The organism is Aeromonas sp. ZOR0001, from assembly GCF_000801015.1.
Taxonomy (GTDB): domain Bacteria; phylum Pseudomonadota; class Gammaproteobacteria; order Enterobacterales; family Aeromonadaceae; genus Aeromonas; species Aeromonas veronii.
Map to the genome: position 1 here is coordinate 89,413 of NZ_JRJY01000110.1, position 19,117 is coordinate 108,529.

Below are 19,117 nucleotides of genomic sequence, written 5' to 3' on the forward strand. Positions count from 1 at the left end.
CAACCGATGAGGGTGAGGCGGGCCAGTGGCCCCGTTCGTTCAGCGCCCTGCTCTGGCTTGGCTGGTTGCAGCAGGCCGACCCCGTCATCGCCAGCGAACAGCGCAAGAAGTGGCAGCGCAGTCTGACTGGCCAGTTCCCCCTGCTTGCCGACCTGCTCAGCCAGTGGGCGGGCGATCGCCACGGTCAGGCGGTCGGCCTGTTCGATACCCTGCAGCTGCCGGTGGAGGAGCTCCACTGGGGCTATCTCTGGCTCGATCTCTGCGCGCTGGCCCGTCACGGTGCCCAGAGCCCGCAGGTGGCCATGTTGCACAAGTGGGATCTCTCCCATCTGCTCGATGCCGAACCCCATCATCGCCTGATGGCCTTTTGTCAGGATCTGCTGCGCATCTTGTTGGGCGAGGCGGCCAAAGGGGCGCCCTTGTGCCAACTGCGCGGTAGTGAGGAGAGTACGCAAGAGGGCAGTGACGAGCAGGATGATGACGGGGACGAGGATAAAACCGCGGCCTCTGCCAGCTGGCTCAACTGGTTGCAGGGGCTGGGACGCTCCAGTGGCGTACGAAAGCCGCAAGAGCGGTTGGTGTGGCTGCTCCATGCCGACGGCCCCGAGCTGGAGTGCAAGATCCAGAAGCTGAGTACCAAGGGGGAGTGGACCGCCGGTCGCCGGGTCGATCCGGCCCTGCTCTCTACCCAGTATGCCGCCATGCTCGACGAGCATGACTGGGCGCTGGTCCGCACCCTGCCACGGGTGATGGGACGACTGCCGCGGGATGTCTGGGCGCCGCTGGCCGATCACCCCCGTTTGTTCAACGCCAAGGGGCAAAAGCTGCAACTGGCCATCAGCGCCCCCCTGCTGCAGGTGGTGGCCACCGAGCAGGGGATGAGCGCGCAGCTCTGCCCCGATGCGGCCGCCCGCGGGGCCCATATCATGCCGCTGGCGCAAGATCTGTGGCAGCTGATCCTCACCCCGCAGCCGCTGCTCGACCGCTTGCCAGCGCTCGAATCCATCCCGCTGCTGCCCGCCGAGGGGCTGGCCGAGCTGCAACGCACCCTGGACGCCATTCCCGAGCTGCCCTGGCACAGTCAGGTTGCGGGGCTTAGCGGCAACGCCGAACTGGCTCCCTGGCCGGGCATTCCTTCGGTGCAACTGGATTGGCAGGATGGTCAGCTGTCGGTCAAGCTGGTGACCCGCTTTGAGGATCTGCCGCCCCAGCCCCTTGGCAAGGGGGAGGCGATCGTACGGCAGGGGATCAAGGCGTACCACTACTGGCAGCGGGATCTCGCGGCCGAGAAGCTGCAGGCCCAGCTACTGCGCAATCAACTCCCCATCGGCCTGCCCGGCAGCGAGTGGCTGCTGCAGGGGGAACAGGCGCTGGCGCTGGTCAATGCCCTGCCCGAGCTGGTGGATGCCGGCGTGGTCATTCACTGGCATCAGGACAGCGCTCGCCTCAAGAGCCTCGATGAAGCGGCTCTGAGCCTGCGTATCGAGCGGCGGCAGGACTGGTTCCAGGTCGAAGGGGCACTGGCCCTCGATGAGCACCAGATCCTCGATCTGCGCCTTATTCTGCGCCAAATGACCCCGGGGCAGCGCACCGTTCAGCTCGACGAGAAGACCAGCCTGATGCTGAGCGACAAGCTGGTTGAGCGGCTCACCATGCTGGGGGCCATGCTCGATGAAGAGCAGCGCATCAACAACAAACTGGCCTATCCGCTCACTCGCCTGCTCTCGGTCATTACCACCGAAGGGGATGCGGCGTGGCAATCCCTTCAGCAGGAGTGGCAGCAGGAGGTCGATTGCCCGGACGAGCTGCTTACCTCCCTGCGGGACTATCAGAAGGAGGGGGTGCGCTGGATGGCGACCCTGGCCCATCACGGTTTTGGTGCCTGTCTGGCCGATGACATGGGTCTGGGCAAGACGCTGCAGGCGCTTATCGTGCTGCGGATGCGCCAGCACCTTGGCCCTGCGCTGGTGGTGGTGCCCAAGTCAGTGGTCACCAACTGGCAGGAGGAGGTGACCCGTTTCGCCCCCGAACTGGATGTGGTGGTGTTCGAGAATCCGGCCGAGCGGGAGGGGATTATTCGCGAGGCCAAGGCCGGTCAGGTGATCCTCATCAACTACGGCATGCTTGGCAGCCTGGCGGAGGCGCTCAAGTCCCGTCGCTGGTCCAGCATGGTGCTCGATGAGGCCCAGCAGATCAAAAACGCCGGTACCCAGCGTGCCAAGCTGTTGTTCCAGCTCGACGGCGATTTTCGCCTCGCCCTCTCCGGCACCCCCATCGAGAACCATCTGGGGGAGCTGTGGAGCCTCTTCACCTTTATCAACCCGGGGCTGCTCGGCAGCCTTGGCGAGTTCAAGCGTCGCTTTGGCAAGGCGGTCAAGGATCCCCAGCACATGGCCTTACTGCGGGCGGTGATCAGCCCCTTCATCCTGCGCCGTCTCAAGCAGCAGGTGCTGACTGAGCTGCCGGACAAGACCGAGATCATCCACCACATCAGCCTCTCCCCCGAAGAGCGCCAGCTCTACGAGGCGACCCGGCGGGAAGTGGTGCAGCAGGTGCAAAGCGCCGATGGCCGCGCCTTGATGCATGTGCTGAGTGGCCTGACCCGGCTGCGCCGTCTCTGCTGCTCACCGGAGCTGGTGATGCCCGAGTGGTCGCAAACCAGCAGCAAGCTGGACGAGGCGATGGCCCTGCTGGAAGAGGCGATCGACGGCGGTCATCGGGTGCTGGTGTTCAGCCAGTTCGTCGATCTGCTGAGTCTGTTGCGGACCCGCATCGAGCAGAAGTCTTGGGACTACTGCTATCTGGATGGGGGCTGCTCCGCCAAGTCCCGTCAGGACTCCATCCTGCGTTTTCGTCATGAGGAAGTGCCGCTGTTCCTCATCAGCCTCAAGGCGGGGGGGACCGGCCTCAACCTCACCCAGGCCGATACCGTGCTGCACCTCGATCCCTGGTGGAACCCGGCGGTGGAAGATCAGGCGAGCGATCGGGCGCACCGGATGGGCCAGACCCAGCCGGTGACCGTGTACCGGCTGGTGTGCGAGCAGACGGTGGAGGAGAAGATTGTCGCCCTGCACGACGAGAAGCGGGCGCTGGCCGATGGGTTGCTGAGCGGCCAGTCCGAGGTGCGCGGGCTGGATGTGGAGAGCCTGCGGGCCCTGCTGATGGGCTGATTGGCGACGCCGCCTTACATACCGTCTATCGATACAGAAAAGGGAGAACATCCAGAGATGTTCTCCCTTTTCTCGTTTGGGACGCTGATGCGGGATACTCGTTTATCGCGGCAAGGCGGCGCAGTTATCCCTGAACCAGCTATCCCTGATCCAGTCACCCCTGATAGAGATAGAGGTGCAGCCGCTCTATGATGGGCTCGCCGCCAATCTTGCGATCTCGCCGCGCCTGCCGGCTCTTGGGGGGATAGTTGCCCAGATGGGTGACTGCAGGCGGGGTATCCGAGCAGAGCAGCAGAGGCAGGCTCGCCTTGATCTGCTGCTTGCGCGGGGTGCGCTCCAACCAGAGCAGGTTGATCATCGGGTGGGTCTTGACCGGGCGGCGGATCCGCAGCTCGGCATCGGCGGGCAGACGGCGAATGTCGTACACCTCCTGATCCACCATCTTGCTCCACTCCTCGTTGTTGGAGAGGGCCGGTATGTAGCGGCGGCTGCGCTCCAGCATCTCAAGCACCTGCTCGCGACTGAGGCGATTGATGGTCTGCTTGTCAGCCCAGGTAAAGCCGAGGGATTGCAGCTCACCTGTCAACAGGGTCAGCTTGCGGTAGACCTGCAGGGTGATCACGCCGGGCAGGGCAGTATGTACCAGCTCGAACTTCTCGTCCCGTCCCCCCGCCTGCTGCACCAGCGCCTTGAAATCGAGCTTGCGCTGATTGATCTCCTCAACCAGAGGCTGGATCAACGGAGCGGCGGCGGCAGGAAAGCGCAACCAGCCGGGCAGCCGATGAGTTGCCTTGGTTGAGCAGCCGGGGCGGGCGCTGTGGTCCTGATAGGCGGCGAGGGTGGCCGCCAGCGCGGCTTCACCGTTGAGATAGCCCACCTCAATTTGCTCGATCGGGTCGTGTTCTTCCCCCTGTGCAACCGGGGGGAGGGGATAGACATGAGCCTCCTGCAGGTCGAGCTGGCAAAGCAGATCGGCCAGCTGGTTGAGAGCGCCTTCAATGGCGGCCATCTGTTGACGCAGGGCGGCGGTCGGGGTAAAGGTATCCATCGATGATCCTGTGGTTTCATCCGCCGCTGACGGCATAAACGATGGCGTCAGGGCAGGGGAATAAACTACTGTATAAATAACCATACCAGTATGCCGGTTGCGCGCCAAGAGGGGCGTTTCCGGGTCTTCATCGAGGGAGTGGCGAGGGAGGAAAGGTAAGTTTTTTTTATGTTTCATTGTGTTAATTTAAGATCGCAAAGAGATCGCTGAATTAACAATTGAATGTAATGACGGGGTTGCCACCCATAGCACGTCTGTTGGCGAGTGCATAGGCAATGCGGTAAATTGCATATGTAAGGTGGTGCCATGCAGCACAATATGCTGTGGGCCGTTGATGGTCGAATAGTGACTTAATTATTCTTTATAAATCAAAGCATTAAAATTGTATCAGTCAGTTTTTTACTATTAGTTTTCCTAATGTAACGTATCAAAATTCGTCAATTGAGTCGGCCCTGCTCCCTGACTAAGCTTTGCGCATCAAATAAAGCCCAGTGCGTAAACAAATATTCAGAGGAGCCACATCATGGCCAACATGACTTATACCGAAACCGGTTACCAGCATTCCAGCCAATTGAATCTGGCTGCTCGCGTTAAAATGACCGTTCTGACCTGGCTGGAGCGCAGCCGCAGCCGTCGCCAGCTCTCCGAACTGCCTGAGTACCTGCTCAAAGACATCGGCCTGAACGAAGCTGACCGTTATCAAGAGACCACCAAGCCGTTCTGGCGTGGTTAATCAACCGGGCATGGATGCCTTGTTTTTCTGCTGAGTCGCTTGCTGCTCTGCCCCTGTGGGGACCAGCCGCCAAGTCTGTCACTGTCTGTTTTATCTCTCCCCGTTTTACGTTAATCCTTTTTCCTCTCCTCTTTATTCCATATCGCTACCGTCATTGCTGTCATCGTTCGATTGTTATCACACTTGTATCGTTAATGTTTGAATTTGTTTAAAAAACGATTTTAAGCCGCGATGCCTTGCGTATAATCCGGCCATAGTATTCCAGAGCGAGAGGGTGAGACGGATGATTCCCCAGCACGATTTTTTGGCCTTGACCCGCAGCCATGAGTGGCAGCTTGAGCCCTTTGAATTTGCCCTGCCCGATGGTGCACGGGTCAGCGTCTGGGATACGGGCGTGCTCTGTCTGGAGCCTGCCAGTGGCGCGGGCGACCAGCCGGGAGGACGCAAGGATATCGTCCTCTCCTGCGGTATTCACGGCAACGAGACAGCCCCCATCGAGATTTGCAACCAGCTGCTGAGCCGTCTGCTTTCAGGCGAGCTGAGCGCCCGTCATCGGGTGCTGTTCCTGTTTGGCAATCCGGCGGCGATGAATCTGGGGCTGCGGGAGGTGGAGGAGAACATGAACCGGCTCTTCTCCGGCACCCACAGCAAGGGGGAGGGACTCTGCAATCGGGAGCGGATCCGTGCCATGCGTCTCGAGCAGTATGTGAGCCGCTTCTTTGCCGATCCTGCTCGTCCCCGCTACCACTACGATCTGCACACCGCCATTCGCAGTTCGCGCCACGAGAAGTTCGCCGTCTACCCCTTTCCCCACGAGCGGCCCCACTGCCGCGAGCAGGTGCAGTTCCTCGGTGCCTGCGGGGTGCGTACCATTCTGCTCTCCGCCAGCCCGACCACGACCTTCAGCTACTACAGCTCCCGCCAGCATGGTGCCCACGCCTTTACGGTGGAGTTGGGCAAGGTGCGCCCGTTTGGCGAGAACGACATGACCCGCTTTATCGAAACCCGTCAGGCGCTGCAAGAGCTGGTCACTCAGGATGAGGTGGCGCTGGAGCCGTGGCGGGCGGACGATTTCACCCTGTTTGCCATCGATCGGGTGATCACCAAAAAATCGGAGCAATTTCGCTTTCTGTTTGCCAGCGATGTGGACAACTTCACCGAGTTCCCGCAAGGGTTCGTGCTGGCCGAGGATGGCGAGCTTCGCTACACGGTCGAGAAGCCGCGTGAGGCGGTGGTCTTCCCCAATGCCAACGTGGCGATCGGTCAGCGCACAGTGCTTATGGTGGTGCCGACAAGGCTCTGGGAATAGCGGTGATAGTTTTGCCTGCAGAGCGGTGATGCATCCGCAGGTGGCGCCAAGCCATTGTTTTAGTCGGTGGCTCAGACACAGCAGCGGTTAGCCGCAGTAATAAAAAACGGGGCCAGTCAGATGACTGGCCCCGTTTTTATCGGGTTCAAGCGGTGAGGCTTAGCTGTTGTTCTTCACAAACAGGGTCAGCTCCTGGCCGGGCTTGAGGTAATCCCCTTTATCCAGCTGGTTCCAGCGCATCACATCGTTGATAGCCACCTGGAAGCGAGCTGCGATGGAGGAGATGGAGTCGCCACGGCGAACCTGATACACCATCGATTTGTCGCTCTTCTTCCCTTGCTTGGGATAGACCACCAGCTTCATGCCTGGCTTGAGCGCCGACTTGGCATTCAGACCGTTCCACTTGGCGAGCTCTTCGTGGGAGACGCCGTGTGCCTGGCTGATGCTCCACAGGTTGTCACCCGAGCGCACCTTGTAGCTGACTTTGGCCTTCTGGCTGCTGCCACGGCTTGCCAGCTGTTGCGGTTTGCTGGCGGAGCTGGCCTTGCTGCTGACCTGACCGTGGGTCGGGATCACCAGTTGCTGACCGCGACGCAGGTTGTTGCTGCGCAGATTGTTGGCCAGCTTCAGCTCGTTCACGCTGACGCCATGATTCTGGGCTATGCGCGACAGGGTATCGCCACTGGTGACCTGATAGGAGCGGGTACGAATACGTTCGCTCTTGGGCAGATCGGCCAGTGCCAGCTCCAGGGTATCGGCATATTCTACCGGTACCAGCAGGCGGTAAGGGCCACGGGGCGACATCACGCCACGGCTCAGGGCCGGATTGACCTCCTTGAGCTGTGAGGTGCGCAGACCTGCCAGTTGGGCGGCCACGTTCAGATCGATCTGACTGCCGGTCTCCACCACTCGCAGCTTCGGCTCGTTGGCGAGCACCGGCAACTGGATATTGTACTTGTCCGCATTGCTGATCATGTCAGCCATGGCGAGGATCTTGGGCACATACATCCGGGTTTCGCGGGGCAGATCGAGCGACCAGTAGTCGGTCGGCTTGCCTGCGCGCTGGTTACGCTGGATGGCGTTGCGCACCCTACCTTCCCCGGCATTGTAGGCGGCCAGCGTCTGCAGCCAATCACCGTCAAAGAAGCGGTTCAGGTACTCCAGATAGTCGAGCGCCGCATTGGTGGAGGCCAGCACATCGCGCCGTCCGTCATACCAGTTGTCGTGGCGCAGACCGAAGTTTCTGCCTGTCGCTGGCACAAACTGCCACAGACCGACGGCATTGCTGCGGGATCGGGCATGGGGATCAAACATGCTCTCGATCATCGGGACAGTAATAAGCTCCATTGGCAGCTCACGCCGTTCAATCTCCTCTACCATCAGATAGAGGTAGGGTTCAGCCCGGCTGGCAATGGTCGCCAGATGCTTATCATTGCGCAACAGCCACTCACGTTGCTGGCGGATGCGCGGATTGTCCGGAGTTTCCAGTTGCATATCATCGCTGATACGCACCCACAGATTGTCCGTATCTTCCATTTCGTCCAGCTGTTCATCGCCAAACAGGAAATGGGAAGAGTGTTTTTTATGCGCTTTTTTCTTGACCTGGGGGGACTTGATCGGCTCGATTGCCGTTAGCGCCCGGTCATCCTGATGGCTCAGGTTTTGGCAGCCGCTGAGCAACAGCGCTGCCAATAAGGCCGTTCGTACCTTCATCTCGTTCCGGTCATTTTTAGGAAAAACAGCTCGCATCATAAGGGGCAATGGCCCCCTGATCAAGGTTTGTTCAAAAAACGTCCTTCCACTGACGCAGGATGGTGAAGGTATCTACCGGATTTTCCACGCATTTTAGCCCATGCTTTTCAGCAGAAAATTTCACTGAATCCTGTTCGCAGCGCAGAAAAATGTTGAAAGTGCGTTCGTCACCCAGCCGGGTTGGCAGGCTTGGCAGCCCCTGTTGCCGCAGTTTGCTGATCAGCCCGATCTGGCGGCGGATCGCCGGGTTGTCCGGCTCGACCGCATAGGCAAAACGCAGGTTGGAGAGGGTGTACTCGTGGGCACAATAAATGAGTGTCTCATCGGGCAGGGCGGCGAGTCGTTGCAGCGAGTGGTACATCTGCTCCGGCGTCCCTTCAAACAGGCGGCCACAACCGGCCGAGAAGAGGGTATCGCCACAAAAGAGCATGCCGTTGCCGTGGTAGGCGATGTGGCCGCGAGTGTGCCCGGGCACATGGATCACCTCGAGGGCGAGGCCGTGCCAGTTGATCTGATCGCCATCTTCCAGCCACTGACCGTGGTGATCCGGCATCGGGTCAAGTTTGGGGCCATAGAGCCGGGCGTGGGGGAAGTGGGCAAGCAGGTCGGTGACACCCCCGACATGGTCGTGATGGTGATGGGTCAGCAGGATGGCATCGAGCACCAGCCCCAATGCCTCGAGCCGCTCCAGCACAGGTGCGGCATCGCCCGGATCGACCACCAGACAGTGATTTTCGTGGCGGATCAACCAGATGTAGTTGTCATTAAAGGCTGGAACTGTGATCACTGGATACATGAGTCTGCTTCTCTTTAAGGAGGGTATCTTATATAACAGGATGGCGTTCGAAACCCCGAGTTGAGCCCTATTATGCAGGTGGCACGTACCGAACAACAAATCGAGATCCCGACCAGCTGGTCTGCATTGCCTATGGGGGACTGGGTGGCGGCCGAGATCCAGGATCGGCTCGACAACTGGTGCCCCAATCTGTTTGGGTATCATCTGCTGAAAATTGGCGCCCTGAGCGCTGAACTCTCCTGCAAACGCTCCTCCATTCGTCACCAGATCGGGGTCGCCCCCGGTGGGCGGTTGCTCGACATGTATGGCGATCCCCTCGATCTGCCGGTGCGGACCGGCAGCGTCGATGCCTGCCTGCTGGCTCACTGCCTTGATTTCTCCGCCGATCCTCATCAGGTGTTGCGCGAAGCCGAAAGGGTGCTGACCGACGATGGCTGGCTGATCATCAGTGGTTATAACCCCATGAGTCTGGTCGGGATCGGTCACTGTGTGCCGTTCTTGCGGCGCAGAATGCCCTGGTCGGCACGGATGTTCACCCCGGGGCGGGTGACTGACTGGTTGCATCTGCTGGGATGCGAGGTGATGTTCGACGAGCGTTTCGGTTACTCGTTTATGGGGAAACAGAGCTGGCACAGTTGGTGGCGGGAGAGTATCGGGCGGGATTATTGCAGGGCATTTGCATCGGTATACGTGATTGCGGCCCGTAAACGGCGCTTTCCACTGATCCCGGTGCGGCGGCGCTGGCAACTGCCAAAGTCCCTCGCCACACCGGGAATGGCCCGTCAGGGCTGGTAGCCGGTATCCTCGGCCAGATCCTTGCCGCAGGCGGCCTCTCTGGCCAGCTCGTCGCACCGTTCGTTCTCCGGGTGGCCGGAGTGTCCCTTCACCCAGAGCCACTCAATCTGGTGGCGACCCACTTCTGCATCCAGCTCCTTCCAGAGATCGACGTTTTTGACCGGTTGCCGGTTGGCGGTCATCCACCCTTTCTTCTTCCAGCCGATGATCCACTGGGTGATCCCCTGGCGGACATACTGGCTGTCGGTGGTGAGGCGCACCTTGCACGGTTCGTTGAGGGTGCGCAGCCCCATGATGGCGGCCATCAGCTCCATCCGGTTATTGGTGGTCAACTTGAATCCGGCGGAAATCTCTTTGCGGTGCTTGCCGTAGACCATGACGGCCCCGTAACCACCCGGGCCCGGATTGCCGAGGCAGGAGCCGTCGGTATAGACATCAATCTGTTTTAACATGAGCAATCAATCTGTTTTAACATGAGGCTTGGGGTAAACTAGCGAGTAAGTAAAGCCGAAGTTTGACATAGATTGGATCATGAACACACCCCAACTGAATCGCCAGATCATTCTGGATACTGAAACCACAGGTATGAATACGGCGGGCGGCCCTGTCTATCTGGGGCACCGCATTATCGAAATCGGCTGTGTGGAGGTGATCAACCGCAAGCTGACCGGTAACCACTATCACGTCTATATCAAGCCTGATCGTCTGGTCGACCCGGAAGCGATCCAGGTGCACGGTATTACCGACGAGTTCCTGCGTGACAAACCGTCGTTCAGCCAGATTGCCGATGAATTCCTCGAGTTCATCCGCGGCGCCGAACTGATCGCTCACAACGCACCGTTTGACGTGAGCTTCATGGACTACGAGTTCAGCAAGCTCGGACTCAACTTCAAGACGGCGGATATCTGCACCATCACAGATACCCTGGCGATGGCGCGGGATCTCTTCCCCGGCAAGCGCAACAACCTGGATGTGCTGTGCGATCGTTACGGTATCGACAACTCCCACCGTACCCTGCACGGGGCTCTGCTCGATGCGGAGATCCTAGCGGACGTCTACCTGCTGATGACCGGTGGCCAGACCAAACTCAATCTGGCCACCGAGAGCAACGAAAACGAAAGCAATCAGGACACCAGTATTCGCCGGTTAGAGAGCAACCGACCCGCCCTCAAGGTGGTGCGTGCCAGCGCCGAGGTTCAGGCCCTGCACGAAGCGAGACTGGATCTGGTACAGAAGAAGGGAGGAAGTTGTCTGTGGCGGCAATGAGCAAGTGGTGTGCCGGTCTGCTGTTGTTGCTCTCGCTGGGGGCGACGGCGACCGAGGTATTTGCCCCTTCCGATATTCCGCTGCTGGATAACCGCTTTCGCATCGATTACGGCGTGAAGGAGATCACCTTCATTATCAAGCGCAAGCCGGGCACCCCCTCGGTGATCCTGGTTCGCCCCGATGGCAGCAAGCTTTACGTGGGCAAGGTCAAACCTGCCGATGTGGGTTGGCTGGCGCTGCCGGAGCATGATCTCATTACCCTGCGCAATCCCATGCCGGGCCCCTGGCAGGCGATTGGCGAGGTGGATCCCGATAACCGGGTGCGCATTCTCTCCGATATCCGGCTCGATATCGCCGCCCTGCCGATGCAGCTCTATCAGGGGGAGGTGGTCAAGCTCAAGGCGTGGTTGCTGATCAATGGTCAGCCACCGAAAGATAAATACTATCTCTCTGATCTTGGCATGACCGTCAAGCTGCAATCGTTCAGCGATGCCGATAAGAAAGAGGTCGTGCTGGATCAAGTACTTGGCCACTATCGCGATGATGGCAAGGGGCTCGACGAAGTGCCGGGTGATGGCATCATGACGGCGGAAGTGACGCTGCAGGATATTCCCGGTGGCAAGTACCGCGCCATGTTCAGCACGGGCAATCAGGTGTTTGTCCGTGCCCGTTATCAGGATGTACTGCTTTACCCCTATCCGTTCAGCTATAACTTGTCGCCGCCTTCGGATGAGCTGGGTGCCAAGCTCTCACTGCTAATAGACCGTGATGAGCTGGATCCTGCTTCCGTGGTTGTCAAGGGGAGTGTGACCAGCAATGTGGGCGGCCTCTACGAGTTCAGCGAGACCGCCAGCGACCCCAAGCTTGATATCGATCTCTCCAACATCAAGGAGGTCGGTCAGCATGAGGTGAAAGCAACCCTCTATGGCACCACTCGCCTCGGCCGTGAGCTGAAAATCGAGTTGCCGGTGAAAACCTTCAATGTCTTCCCGCCACCGCCGCCTCCTGTAGAGGTGGTGTCGGCCGCCACACCGGCCTCCAGTGCCGAGGCGACCCATGAAGCTCCGGCAGAGGAGGAAATGGGCTGGCTGGTCTGGGCATTGGCGGGTGGTGGTGTGCTGCTGGCGGTATTGGGTGGGGTCGGGTTTGTGGTGATACAAAAACGGCGTGCCCTGAAGCGTGCTCTGGCCGCTGCGCAGGCCGAGAATCAGCAAGCCGGACAACCTGCCGCCAAGCTGGATCTCAATCTGCCAGAGCAGTAACCCTCGAACTGAAGTGGCGTGATGCCAGAGATAAAAAACCGCCCTGATAAGCAGGGCGGTTTTTTTTAGTTCATAAACAGAACAAGCTGGCTATCAGTGTTCGCCGATATAGACATCCTTGTTCTGCTCGCGGATCTCGAGGAACTTGTCCAGATTGGCCATCATCAGCTCGACCAGCTGGGGGTCGAAATGCTGCCCCTTCTCCTCTTCAATCAGGGCCAGCACCTTGTCCAGCGGCCACGCCTTCTTGTAGCAGCGATCCGAACCCAGGGCATCGAACACGTCAGCCAGCGCCACAATCCGCCCCTCCAGCGGAATATCGGCCCCCTTCAAACCGCGGGGATAGCCACTGCCATTCCATTTCTCATGGTGATTGCCAGCGATGGTGGCACCAATCTGAAACAGCGCCAGATCGCTGCCGGAGAGCATATCCTGCCCGAGCTGGGCGTGGGTTTTCATGATCTCCCACTCCTCCGGCGTCAGCTTGCCCGGCTTGTGCAAGATGGCATCGGGAATTCCCACCTTGCCAATGTCATGGAGCGGCGAGGCACGTTTCACCAGCTCGCTCTGCTCTTCGCTCATGCCCATCAGGTGGCAGAATTGTTCGGTATAGAGCGCGACCCGTTTGACGTGCAGTCCTGACTCTTTGGAACGGGTTTCGACCAGTTCGCCGATGCGATAGATGATCTCCCGCTGGTTGTCGGCGATCACCTCATTGAGTCGGATATTCTCCAGCGCCACTATGATGTTTTCGGTAAACAGGGTCAGCAGACTGGTATCGATCTGGCTGAGCTGGCGGGTGGTCTCGATGTGGAACAGCAGGTGGTGGCGCGGATTCTGGCAGTAGAGCACCATCTGGGTGGCGTTATAGACGTTGCTGCGCTTGCTCATAGCCTGGCGCAGGATCTCCGGCGCTTCTGTGAGGAGCATGGCGGGATGGCCGGGGAGCAGGGGCTCCAATACTTGATCCTTCACCTCATAGGCGTATTGCTTGACGTCGTATATCTGGGTTTCCCCCAGATGGAGCAAGGCGCTGAGCTGCTCCTGGGCGCCTTCGACAAACTGGCGCAAGGCACGTTTCTCAAAGATCCCCTTGGAGGCTTCGATGACTTTTTCCAGCCCTTGACGGTTACTCTCCAGGGTGCGGATATCCCGATAGGATCGCAGGCTGGCCCGCAGCAGGGTGCGCAGCTTCTGGGAGGTGAGCTCGGTTTTATCCTTGTAGTCGTTGATGTCGTAGTTGGTGACCACGTCATCTTCCGGCGCCTGGCCGGGTTGGCCGGTACGCAACACGATGCGTACCATCTTATTTTGCAGATCTTCACGGACGTATTTGACGACATCGAGGCCAGCGTGGTCGACCTCCATCACCACGTCCAGCAGCAACAGAGCAACGTCCGGGGTGGTGGCCAGCAACTCTTTGGCCTGCGCCGCGGAATAGGCATGCAGAAAATCGATGGGGCGATTGTCAAACTCGAATTTGTTCAAGGTGATTTTGGTGATGCGATGCACTTCAGGCTCATCGTCAACAATCATCACCTTCCAGCCCGCTTGCTGTGCGTCGGGGAGGGAGAGATCGTCATCATCAATAATCAGGATCTGGTCATCCATCATACAATCCTGTTTGGCATCCTGTGCTTACATTAACTGCTTCACTAAGGATAGGAAACTTATTGGGAAATAAAATTTGATCTCGAAAAACTATGGTCGAAATAAGCAAATGGAACCCTTCGTAACTATGGCGTTGTCCGGCTGCTTTCTTTGCCCAATCATGGAGCTAGCGTGCATAAAGCCTATGTCTGGATTGGGGTGTGGACGCCAGTGGTTGGGGATGTTTGAATCCAGCTTGTAGCTATTAGACGAGAAATAATCTTATTTGATAGTAATTCCTATTTGCGTGTAGCATGGGCGACACACTCAACGAGGAGCCCCATCGTGTCCCCATCTCTGCCTCCCAATCGCCCCCGTCTGCTGACTGTCAAAGCCATTGCCCAGATCACCCCCCATTTGCGTCGCATCACCTTTGGTGGCAGCGAACTGGCTGACTATCCCTTTACCTGCGGTGGAGCCCATATCAAGGTGATGCTGGCCCAGCCCCATCAGGTAGAGCCGGTGCTGCCTGCCATGACCCCGAGCGGCCCGCGCTGGAGTGACCCGGCTGACAAGCCGGTGATCCGCACCTACACCATCCGAGCGTTTCGCCGTGATGAGCAGGAAATTGATATCGACTTCGTGCTGCACGGTGACGGCGGGCCCGCCAGCGCCTTTGCTACCCATGCCAAGCCGGGAGAGAAGGTGATCCTCTCCGGGCCGGGTGGTCCCAACCCCATGCTGCAACCGGCCGATCACTACTGCTTGGTGGGGGATCTCACCGCCTTGCCCGCCATCATGGCGATGTGTGAGGTGATGCCTGCCGATGCCAGAGGGGAAATTGCGATTCTGGTGCCGGATCAGGCCGATGCTCAGCCGTTGACGCTGCCGGTCGGGGTTCGCTGTCACTGGTTTGTCGGCGAGCCCGAGTCCAGTGGCCTGCTGGAACATGTGATTGCTCTGCCGCTGGTGCGCGATGGTGGCTTCTTCTGGCTGGGTGGGGAAGAGGCGCTGGTGCTGCCGCTGCGCCGCCATTTTCGGTCTGTGCTCGAGGTGGATCGCCAGTCGCTCTACGCCGTGCCGTACTGGCGCCGGGGCAAGAGTGAAGAGGCCTATCACCAGACCCGTCACGATGTGATGGATAATTAAGCGGATGCGAAAGAATACCTGATTCACTCTTGCAAATAAAAATGATTTGCATTTAGTATTGCGCCGTCCCGATGTCAGTCGGTACGGCGCTTTTGTTAATGATGGCTGCGAGTGGCATAGCACAACGCAGGGCCTGCCGTAATGCACTGATGTTCGGGGTGATGGGGCATGAACGAGACTGTTCATGCCAATGAACTCCATCACTTTGCACCGGGTCTGGCGAGGTCAGACAGGGATGTCGGTGGTGTTGGCCCTGGTTGTTTTATGTGGAGTGTTGATGATGCGTACATCATCCCGACGATTTGCAGTGCATCCGCTGGTGTTGTCCCTTTTTACCCTGCCAGTTCTGGCCCAAGGGACTGCGCCTGTCGCCGCTCATGAAACTATGGTGGTGACGGCGAGTAAAACCCGGCACAGCGAGCTGACCGCCCCGGCCAGCGTCTCTGTGGTAACCCGGGCCGAGCTCGACAAGCTCAATGTCAATGATCTGACCGGCGCTCTGAAACAGTTGCCGGGGGTCAATATCAGCCCTGCTACCAGCTACGGCCGCAGCGAGATCAAGTTGCGCGGGCTGGAGGGGGATTACACCCTGTTGCTGGTCAATGGCCGGCGTATCAGCTCCCGCGATGCTCTTACCTCCGGTTATGGCAATGATTTCGATCTCTCCGCCATCCCGATGGCGGCCATTGAGCGTATCGAAGTGATCCGTGGCCCTATCTCCTCCCTCTACGGTGCCGATGCGCTGGGTGGGGTGGTCAATGTCATCTTGCGCCAACCCGGGGAGAAGACCGAAGCGGCGGCCACCTATACCTTCAGCGATCCCACCGATGGTCACGGCGGGACTATCAACAAGGCGAGCGCCTATGTGGGCGGGGCGCTGATCGACAACAAGCTGCTGGCCAACCTAGTGGTAGAAGGGAATCACCGGGATGCCTGGCAGAGCGAGCAGAGCATCAACCCCAAGGCCGATGCCATCGAGCAGCGTGAAAAGCTGGGGATCCTCTCCAACGTCAAATGGCTGATCGACGATCGTCAGGATCTGGATGTGGGGATGAACTATGCCAAAGATGATCGGGAGGCCCACTGGAATAACTACGGCCAGACGCCGCGCAATATCCAGCAGATGGAGCGACTGGGGCTCAATGCCACCCACGTCGGCCGTTGGGATCAGTTCGACAGCCGGGTCGGCTATGCCTTCGAGCAGGTTGACCTGTTTGATGACTCCGAACTGATGACGGCGCTGAGCAAGACCAGCGGCGATGTGAGCCAGACCAACCACACCTTCGATGGTCAGCTGAGCGGCAATCTGGGCAGCCACCTGCTGACCAGCGGTGCCGAGTACCGCATCACCGAACTCAAGCACAACGTCAACCTCAAGGGGGGCGATGTCAGCGTCAACCAGAGCGCGCTCTATCTGCAGGATGAGTTTGGCTTTGGCGATCTGGCGTTGACCCTGAGTGGCCGGGTCGATCACCACGAGACCTATGGCACCGAGTTCAGCCCCCGCGGTTATGCCCTCTACAGCCTGACTGACAACTGGGTGGTCAAGGGCGGCATTGGCAAGGCGTTCAAGGCGCCGACCATTGCACAGTCCAATCCTGATTATGCGGTAGCCGCCTGTCGCGGTCGCTGCGCCGTAGTGGGCAACCCGGATCTGAAACCGGAAACCGCCGTCAGCTACGAGCTGGGCACCGCCTATGATGGTTCGTTCTGGGGCGCCGGGGTTACCGCCTTCCACAACGATATCAAGGACAAGATCCAGAGCGAGGCATGGACCTCCACCTGGCGTCCGGCGGTGATGACCTATCAGAACGTCAGCAAGGCCCGCATCAAGGGGGTGGAGCTGAGTGGTTGGTTTGATATTACCGATGCTCTGACCCTCTCCAGCAACGTCACCCTGATCGACGCGGAGGACAAGACCAGCGGCAAGGATCTCTATCGGACGCCGGAGCATACCGCCAACGCCAAGCTGGAGTGGCAGGTCATCGAGAGCCTGAGTACCCAGCTCGGCTGGAACTACACCGGCAGCCAGATCCTGCCGGTTCCGCGCATGAGCGGCACCACCTATGAGACCACCGCCGGATTCCACACCCTGGATATCGGGGCAGTCTGGAACGCCACCCGGGCAATGGATCTGAAGTTCGGGCTCAACAACCTGACCAATACCAAGCGTGACTGGGTTGCCACCGAGGCCGATCAGATCCTCGACGGGCGCACTGTCTATGCCGGTGTGGCCTACAAGCTGTAATGGCTGAGCGGAGCCCGCACTGGCGGGCTTCCGTTGTTGTCAGGGGATCACCTCGGGTGACGGCTTTTATTAAAACCACATGTATTTCAACAATATGTGCATTGCCACCATAAGGAGTTAAAGGGTGTTTAGAGACCAGACCTCGCTGTTCTGGCTGGGATTGTTCCTCCTGTTCATACTGCTTTCTCTTTCGCTCGCCACCGGTGCGGGTGTTTATGGTGCCCGCGAGGTGTTCGGCTACCTGATGGGTGACGCGCCTTGGGCGAGTGACGAGAAGCTCGCCATGGTGCTCAATACCTTGCGACTGCCGCGCACCCTCTGTGCCATGGTGGTCGGCGCCTCTTTATCTCTGGCGGCCTCCTTGTTACAGAGCGCGACCCGCAACCCGCTGGCGGAGCCCGGTCTGCTCGGGGTCAACGCCGGGGCCGTCTTTGCGCTGGTGGTGGGGCTCACCTGGTTCGGGGTGGAGTCCGCCTACGGCTATCTGCTCTGGGCCGGCCTCGGCGCGCTGCTCGGCAACGTGATTGTGCTGGGGCTAGGCATGATGATTGGCCGCTCCAATCCGCTGAAGCTTATTCTGGTCGGGGTGGCGCTCTCCGCCACCTTCGGCGGTCTCTCCAGCTTTCTGCTGCTCTCCAACAAGATGGTGCTGGAGCAGTACCGCTTCTGGAACCTCGGCTCCCTGTCGGCGGCCAATCTCGATGCCATCATTGCCGTACTGCCCTTCGTGCTGGCGGCGTTTGTCATCACTTTGCTGCTCTGTCGCCAGCTGACCCTGATGCAGATGGGGGATAGTCAGGCCCAGGCGCTGGGGATCCGCCCCAACCGGGTGCGAATTGGCGTGCTGTTGGCCGCCACCCTGTTTACCGCCAGTGCCATCGCCATCGCCGGCCCCATCGGCTTTGTCGGCTTTCTGGCTGCCTACTGTGGCCGACTGGTGGAACCGGTAAAGCTGTCGGTGCAGGTCTGTTTCTCCGCTCTGTTCGGCATGCTGTTTCTGCTGTTGGCCGACATTCTGGCGCGCTGGCTGATCCAGCCGTTCGAGCTGCCCAACGGGGTTATTCTGGCCCTGATTGGCGCGCCTGTACTGATCGCCATCGTTCACCGCGGGGGCTTTCGTACCCTGCTGACTGTCAAGTGAGGGGCTGATGCGTACACCTACCGATATGCTCTGCCTGCGGGTCGGCAACCGCTCTTTGCTGATCCATCTGCCAAGCTGGCGCTGGCTGGCTCTGCTGGCCATGGCGTTGCTGGCGCTGGCTCTGCTGGCCCTGAGCGTTGGCGGCGGCAAGCTTGGCTTGGCCGGGGTGGTCAACACCTTGCTGGGGGAGGGGACACGGCTTGAACAGCTCACCCTGTTCAAGATCCGGCTGCCGCGCATCCTTGGGGTGGTGGTGGCGGGGGCCGCCATGGGGCTCTCCGGCTGTCTGGTGCAGACTCTGGTGCGCAATCGGCTGGCCACACCCGATATGGTGGGGGTCAACAACGGCGCCTCTCTGGCCATCATTGTATTCTCCCTCTACCTGACTGTGGGCAGCTGGCCCTGGTGGGCGGCACCTATCGGCGCCATCTTCGCGGCGCTGGTGCTCTATGCCCTCTGCCGCAAACCGGGTGAGCAGGGCTATCTGTTCGTGGTGATCGGTATCGGCCTCTCCGAGCTGTTCGAGGCGCTCGGCCAGTTTGTGATGTCCACTCAGGCCTTGCTGCATTTGAGCTCCCTCTATCTGTGGAACATGGGCAGCTTTATTGCCGTGGGTTACAGCACCATCACCCCGATTGCCATCCTGTTGCTGCTGCTCTGCCCCTGGATCGTCTACCTCTCCCGCTCGCTGGCGGTGCTGCGCTTTGGCCCCGAGATGGCCAGAGGGCTTGGCGTCAACGGCGATCGGGTACAACTGGGCATTCTGGCCCAGGCCATTCTGGTGGCGGCGCTCGGCACCGCCATCGGCGGCCCCGTGGTCTTTATCGCCATGGCGGCCCCCATTCTTCCCTCCTGGCT

15 protein-coding genes are annotated in these 19,117 nt (G+C 59.5%); 10 read left to right on the forward strand and 5 right to left on the reverse strand.

Annotation, left to right across the window (positions count from 1 at the left end):
* Window positions 1–3,170: DEAD/DEAH box helicase (locus L972_RS14820; RefSeq protein WP_081990738.1), on the forward strand; the 3,170-nt coding region annotated here is incomplete at its 5' end.
* Window positions 3,171–3,324: 154 nt separating this feature from the next.
* Here the strand turns inward: L972_RS14820 and L972_RS14825 are convergent.
* Window positions 3,325–4,218: a DNA replication terminus site-binding protein gene (locus L972_RS14825; protein ID WP_047439182.1), complete on the reverse strand. Its 894-nt coding sequence runs from the start codon at window positions 4,216–4,218 to the stop codon at window positions 3,325–3,327.
* 523 nt (window positions 4,219–4,741) lie between these two features.
* On the opposite strand from L972_RS14825, the gene L972_RS14830 reads away from it, so the two are divergent.
* Entirely contained in the window at window positions 4,742–4,951 is a 210-nt protein-coding gene (locus L972_RS14830; RefSeq protein WP_042083987.1) for a DUF1127 domain-containing protein, read from the forward strand.
* 283 nt (window positions 4,952–5,234) lie between these two features.
* Window positions 5,235–6,260, forward strand: coding sequence for a succinylglutamate desuccinylase (gene astE, locus L972_RS14835; RefSeq protein ID WP_047439187.1), 1,026 nt, complete (start codon window positions 5,235–5,237; stop codon window positions 6,258–6,260).
* A 159-nt stretch (window positions 6,261–6,419) separates the two neighbouring features.
* Here astE and L972_RS14840 read toward each other — a convergent pair whose 3' ends face one another.
* On the reverse strand, window positions 6,420–7,973 hold the full coding sequence (locus L972_RS14840; protein WP_005361719.1) for a lytic transglycosylase: 1,554 nt from the start codon (window positions 7,971–7,973) through the stop codon (window positions 6,420–6,422).
* A gap of 70 nt (window positions 7,974–8,043) precedes the next feature.
* Window positions 8,044–8,808: a hydroxyacylglutathione hydrolase gene (gloB, locus tag L972_RS14845; RefSeq protein ID WP_005337817.1), complete on the reverse strand. Its 765-nt coding sequence runs from the start codon at window positions 8,806–8,808 to the stop codon at window positions 8,044–8,046.
* 72 nt (window positions 8,809–8,880) lie between these two features.
* Here gloB and L972_RS14850 point away from each other — a divergent pair, with 72 nt between their 5' ends.
* Entirely contained in the window at window positions 8,881–9,603 is a 723-nt protein-coding gene (locus L972_RS14850) for a methyltransferase domain-containing protein (RefSeq protein WP_005361718.1), read from the forward strand.
* On the opposite strand, the gene rnhA is transcribed toward L972_RS14850, so the two are convergent.
* Window positions 9,591–10,055, reverse strand: a complete 465-nt coding sequence (gene rnhA / locus L972_RS14855; protein WP_005353268.1) for a ribonuclease HI — start codon at window positions 10,053–10,055, stop codon at window positions 9,591–9,593. The genes L972_RS14850 and rnhA overlap by 13 nt on opposite strands.
* Before the next feature lie 79 nt (window positions 10,056–10,134).
* Here rnhA and dnaQ point away from each other — a divergent pair, with 79 nt between their 5' ends.
* On the forward strand, window positions 10,135–10,869 hold the full coding sequence (gene dnaQ, locus L972_RS14860) for a DNA polymerase III subunit epsilon (RefSeq protein ID WP_047439188.1): 735 nt from the start codon (window positions 10,135–10,137) through the stop codon (window positions 10,867–10,869).
* Window positions 10,866–12,131, forward strand: coding sequence for a TIGR03503 family protein (locus L972_RS14865; RefSeq protein WP_047439189.1), 1,266 nt, complete (start codon window positions 10,866–10,868; stop codon window positions 12,129–12,131). Before dnaQ ends, L972_RS14865 begins: the two co-directional genes overlap by 4 nt.
* 93 nt (window positions 12,132–12,224) lie before the next feature.
* Here L972_RS14865 and L972_RS14870 read toward each other — a convergent pair whose 3' ends face one another.
* Window positions 12,225–13,742, reverse strand: coding sequence for an HD domain-containing phosphohydrolase (locus tag L972_RS14870; RefSeq protein WP_042055501.1), 1,518 nt, complete (start codon window positions 13,740–13,742; stop codon window positions 12,225–12,227).
* Window positions 13,743–14,066: 324 nt separating this feature from the next.
* Between L972_RS14870 and L972_RS14875 the strand changes: the two genes are divergently transcribed.
* The 4 genes from L972_RS14875 to L972_RS14890 form a co-directional block, all read left to right on the forward strand.
* Window positions 14,067–14,870, forward strand: coding sequence for a siderophore-interacting protein (locus tag L972_RS14875; RefSeq protein WP_047439190.1), 804 nt, complete (start codon window positions 14,067–14,069; stop codon window positions 14,868–14,870).
* Between the two features lie 280 nt (window positions 14,871–15,150).
* Entirely contained in the window at window positions 15,151–17,118 is a 1,968-nt protein-coding gene (locus L972_RS14880) for a TonB-dependent receptor domain-containing protein (RefSeq protein ID WP_047439262.1), read from the forward strand.
* Window positions 17,119–17,242: 124 nt separating this feature from the next.
* Entirely contained in the window at window positions 17,243–18,259 is a 1,017-nt protein-coding gene (locus tag L972_RS14885) for a FecCD family ABC transporter permease (protein ID WP_047439191.1), read from the forward strand.
* Between the two features lie 7 nt (window positions 18,260–18,266).
* On the forward strand, window positions 18,267–19,117 hold an 851-nt coding region (locus tag L972_RS14890), incomplete at its 3' end, for a FecCD family ABC transporter permease (protein ID WP_047439270.1).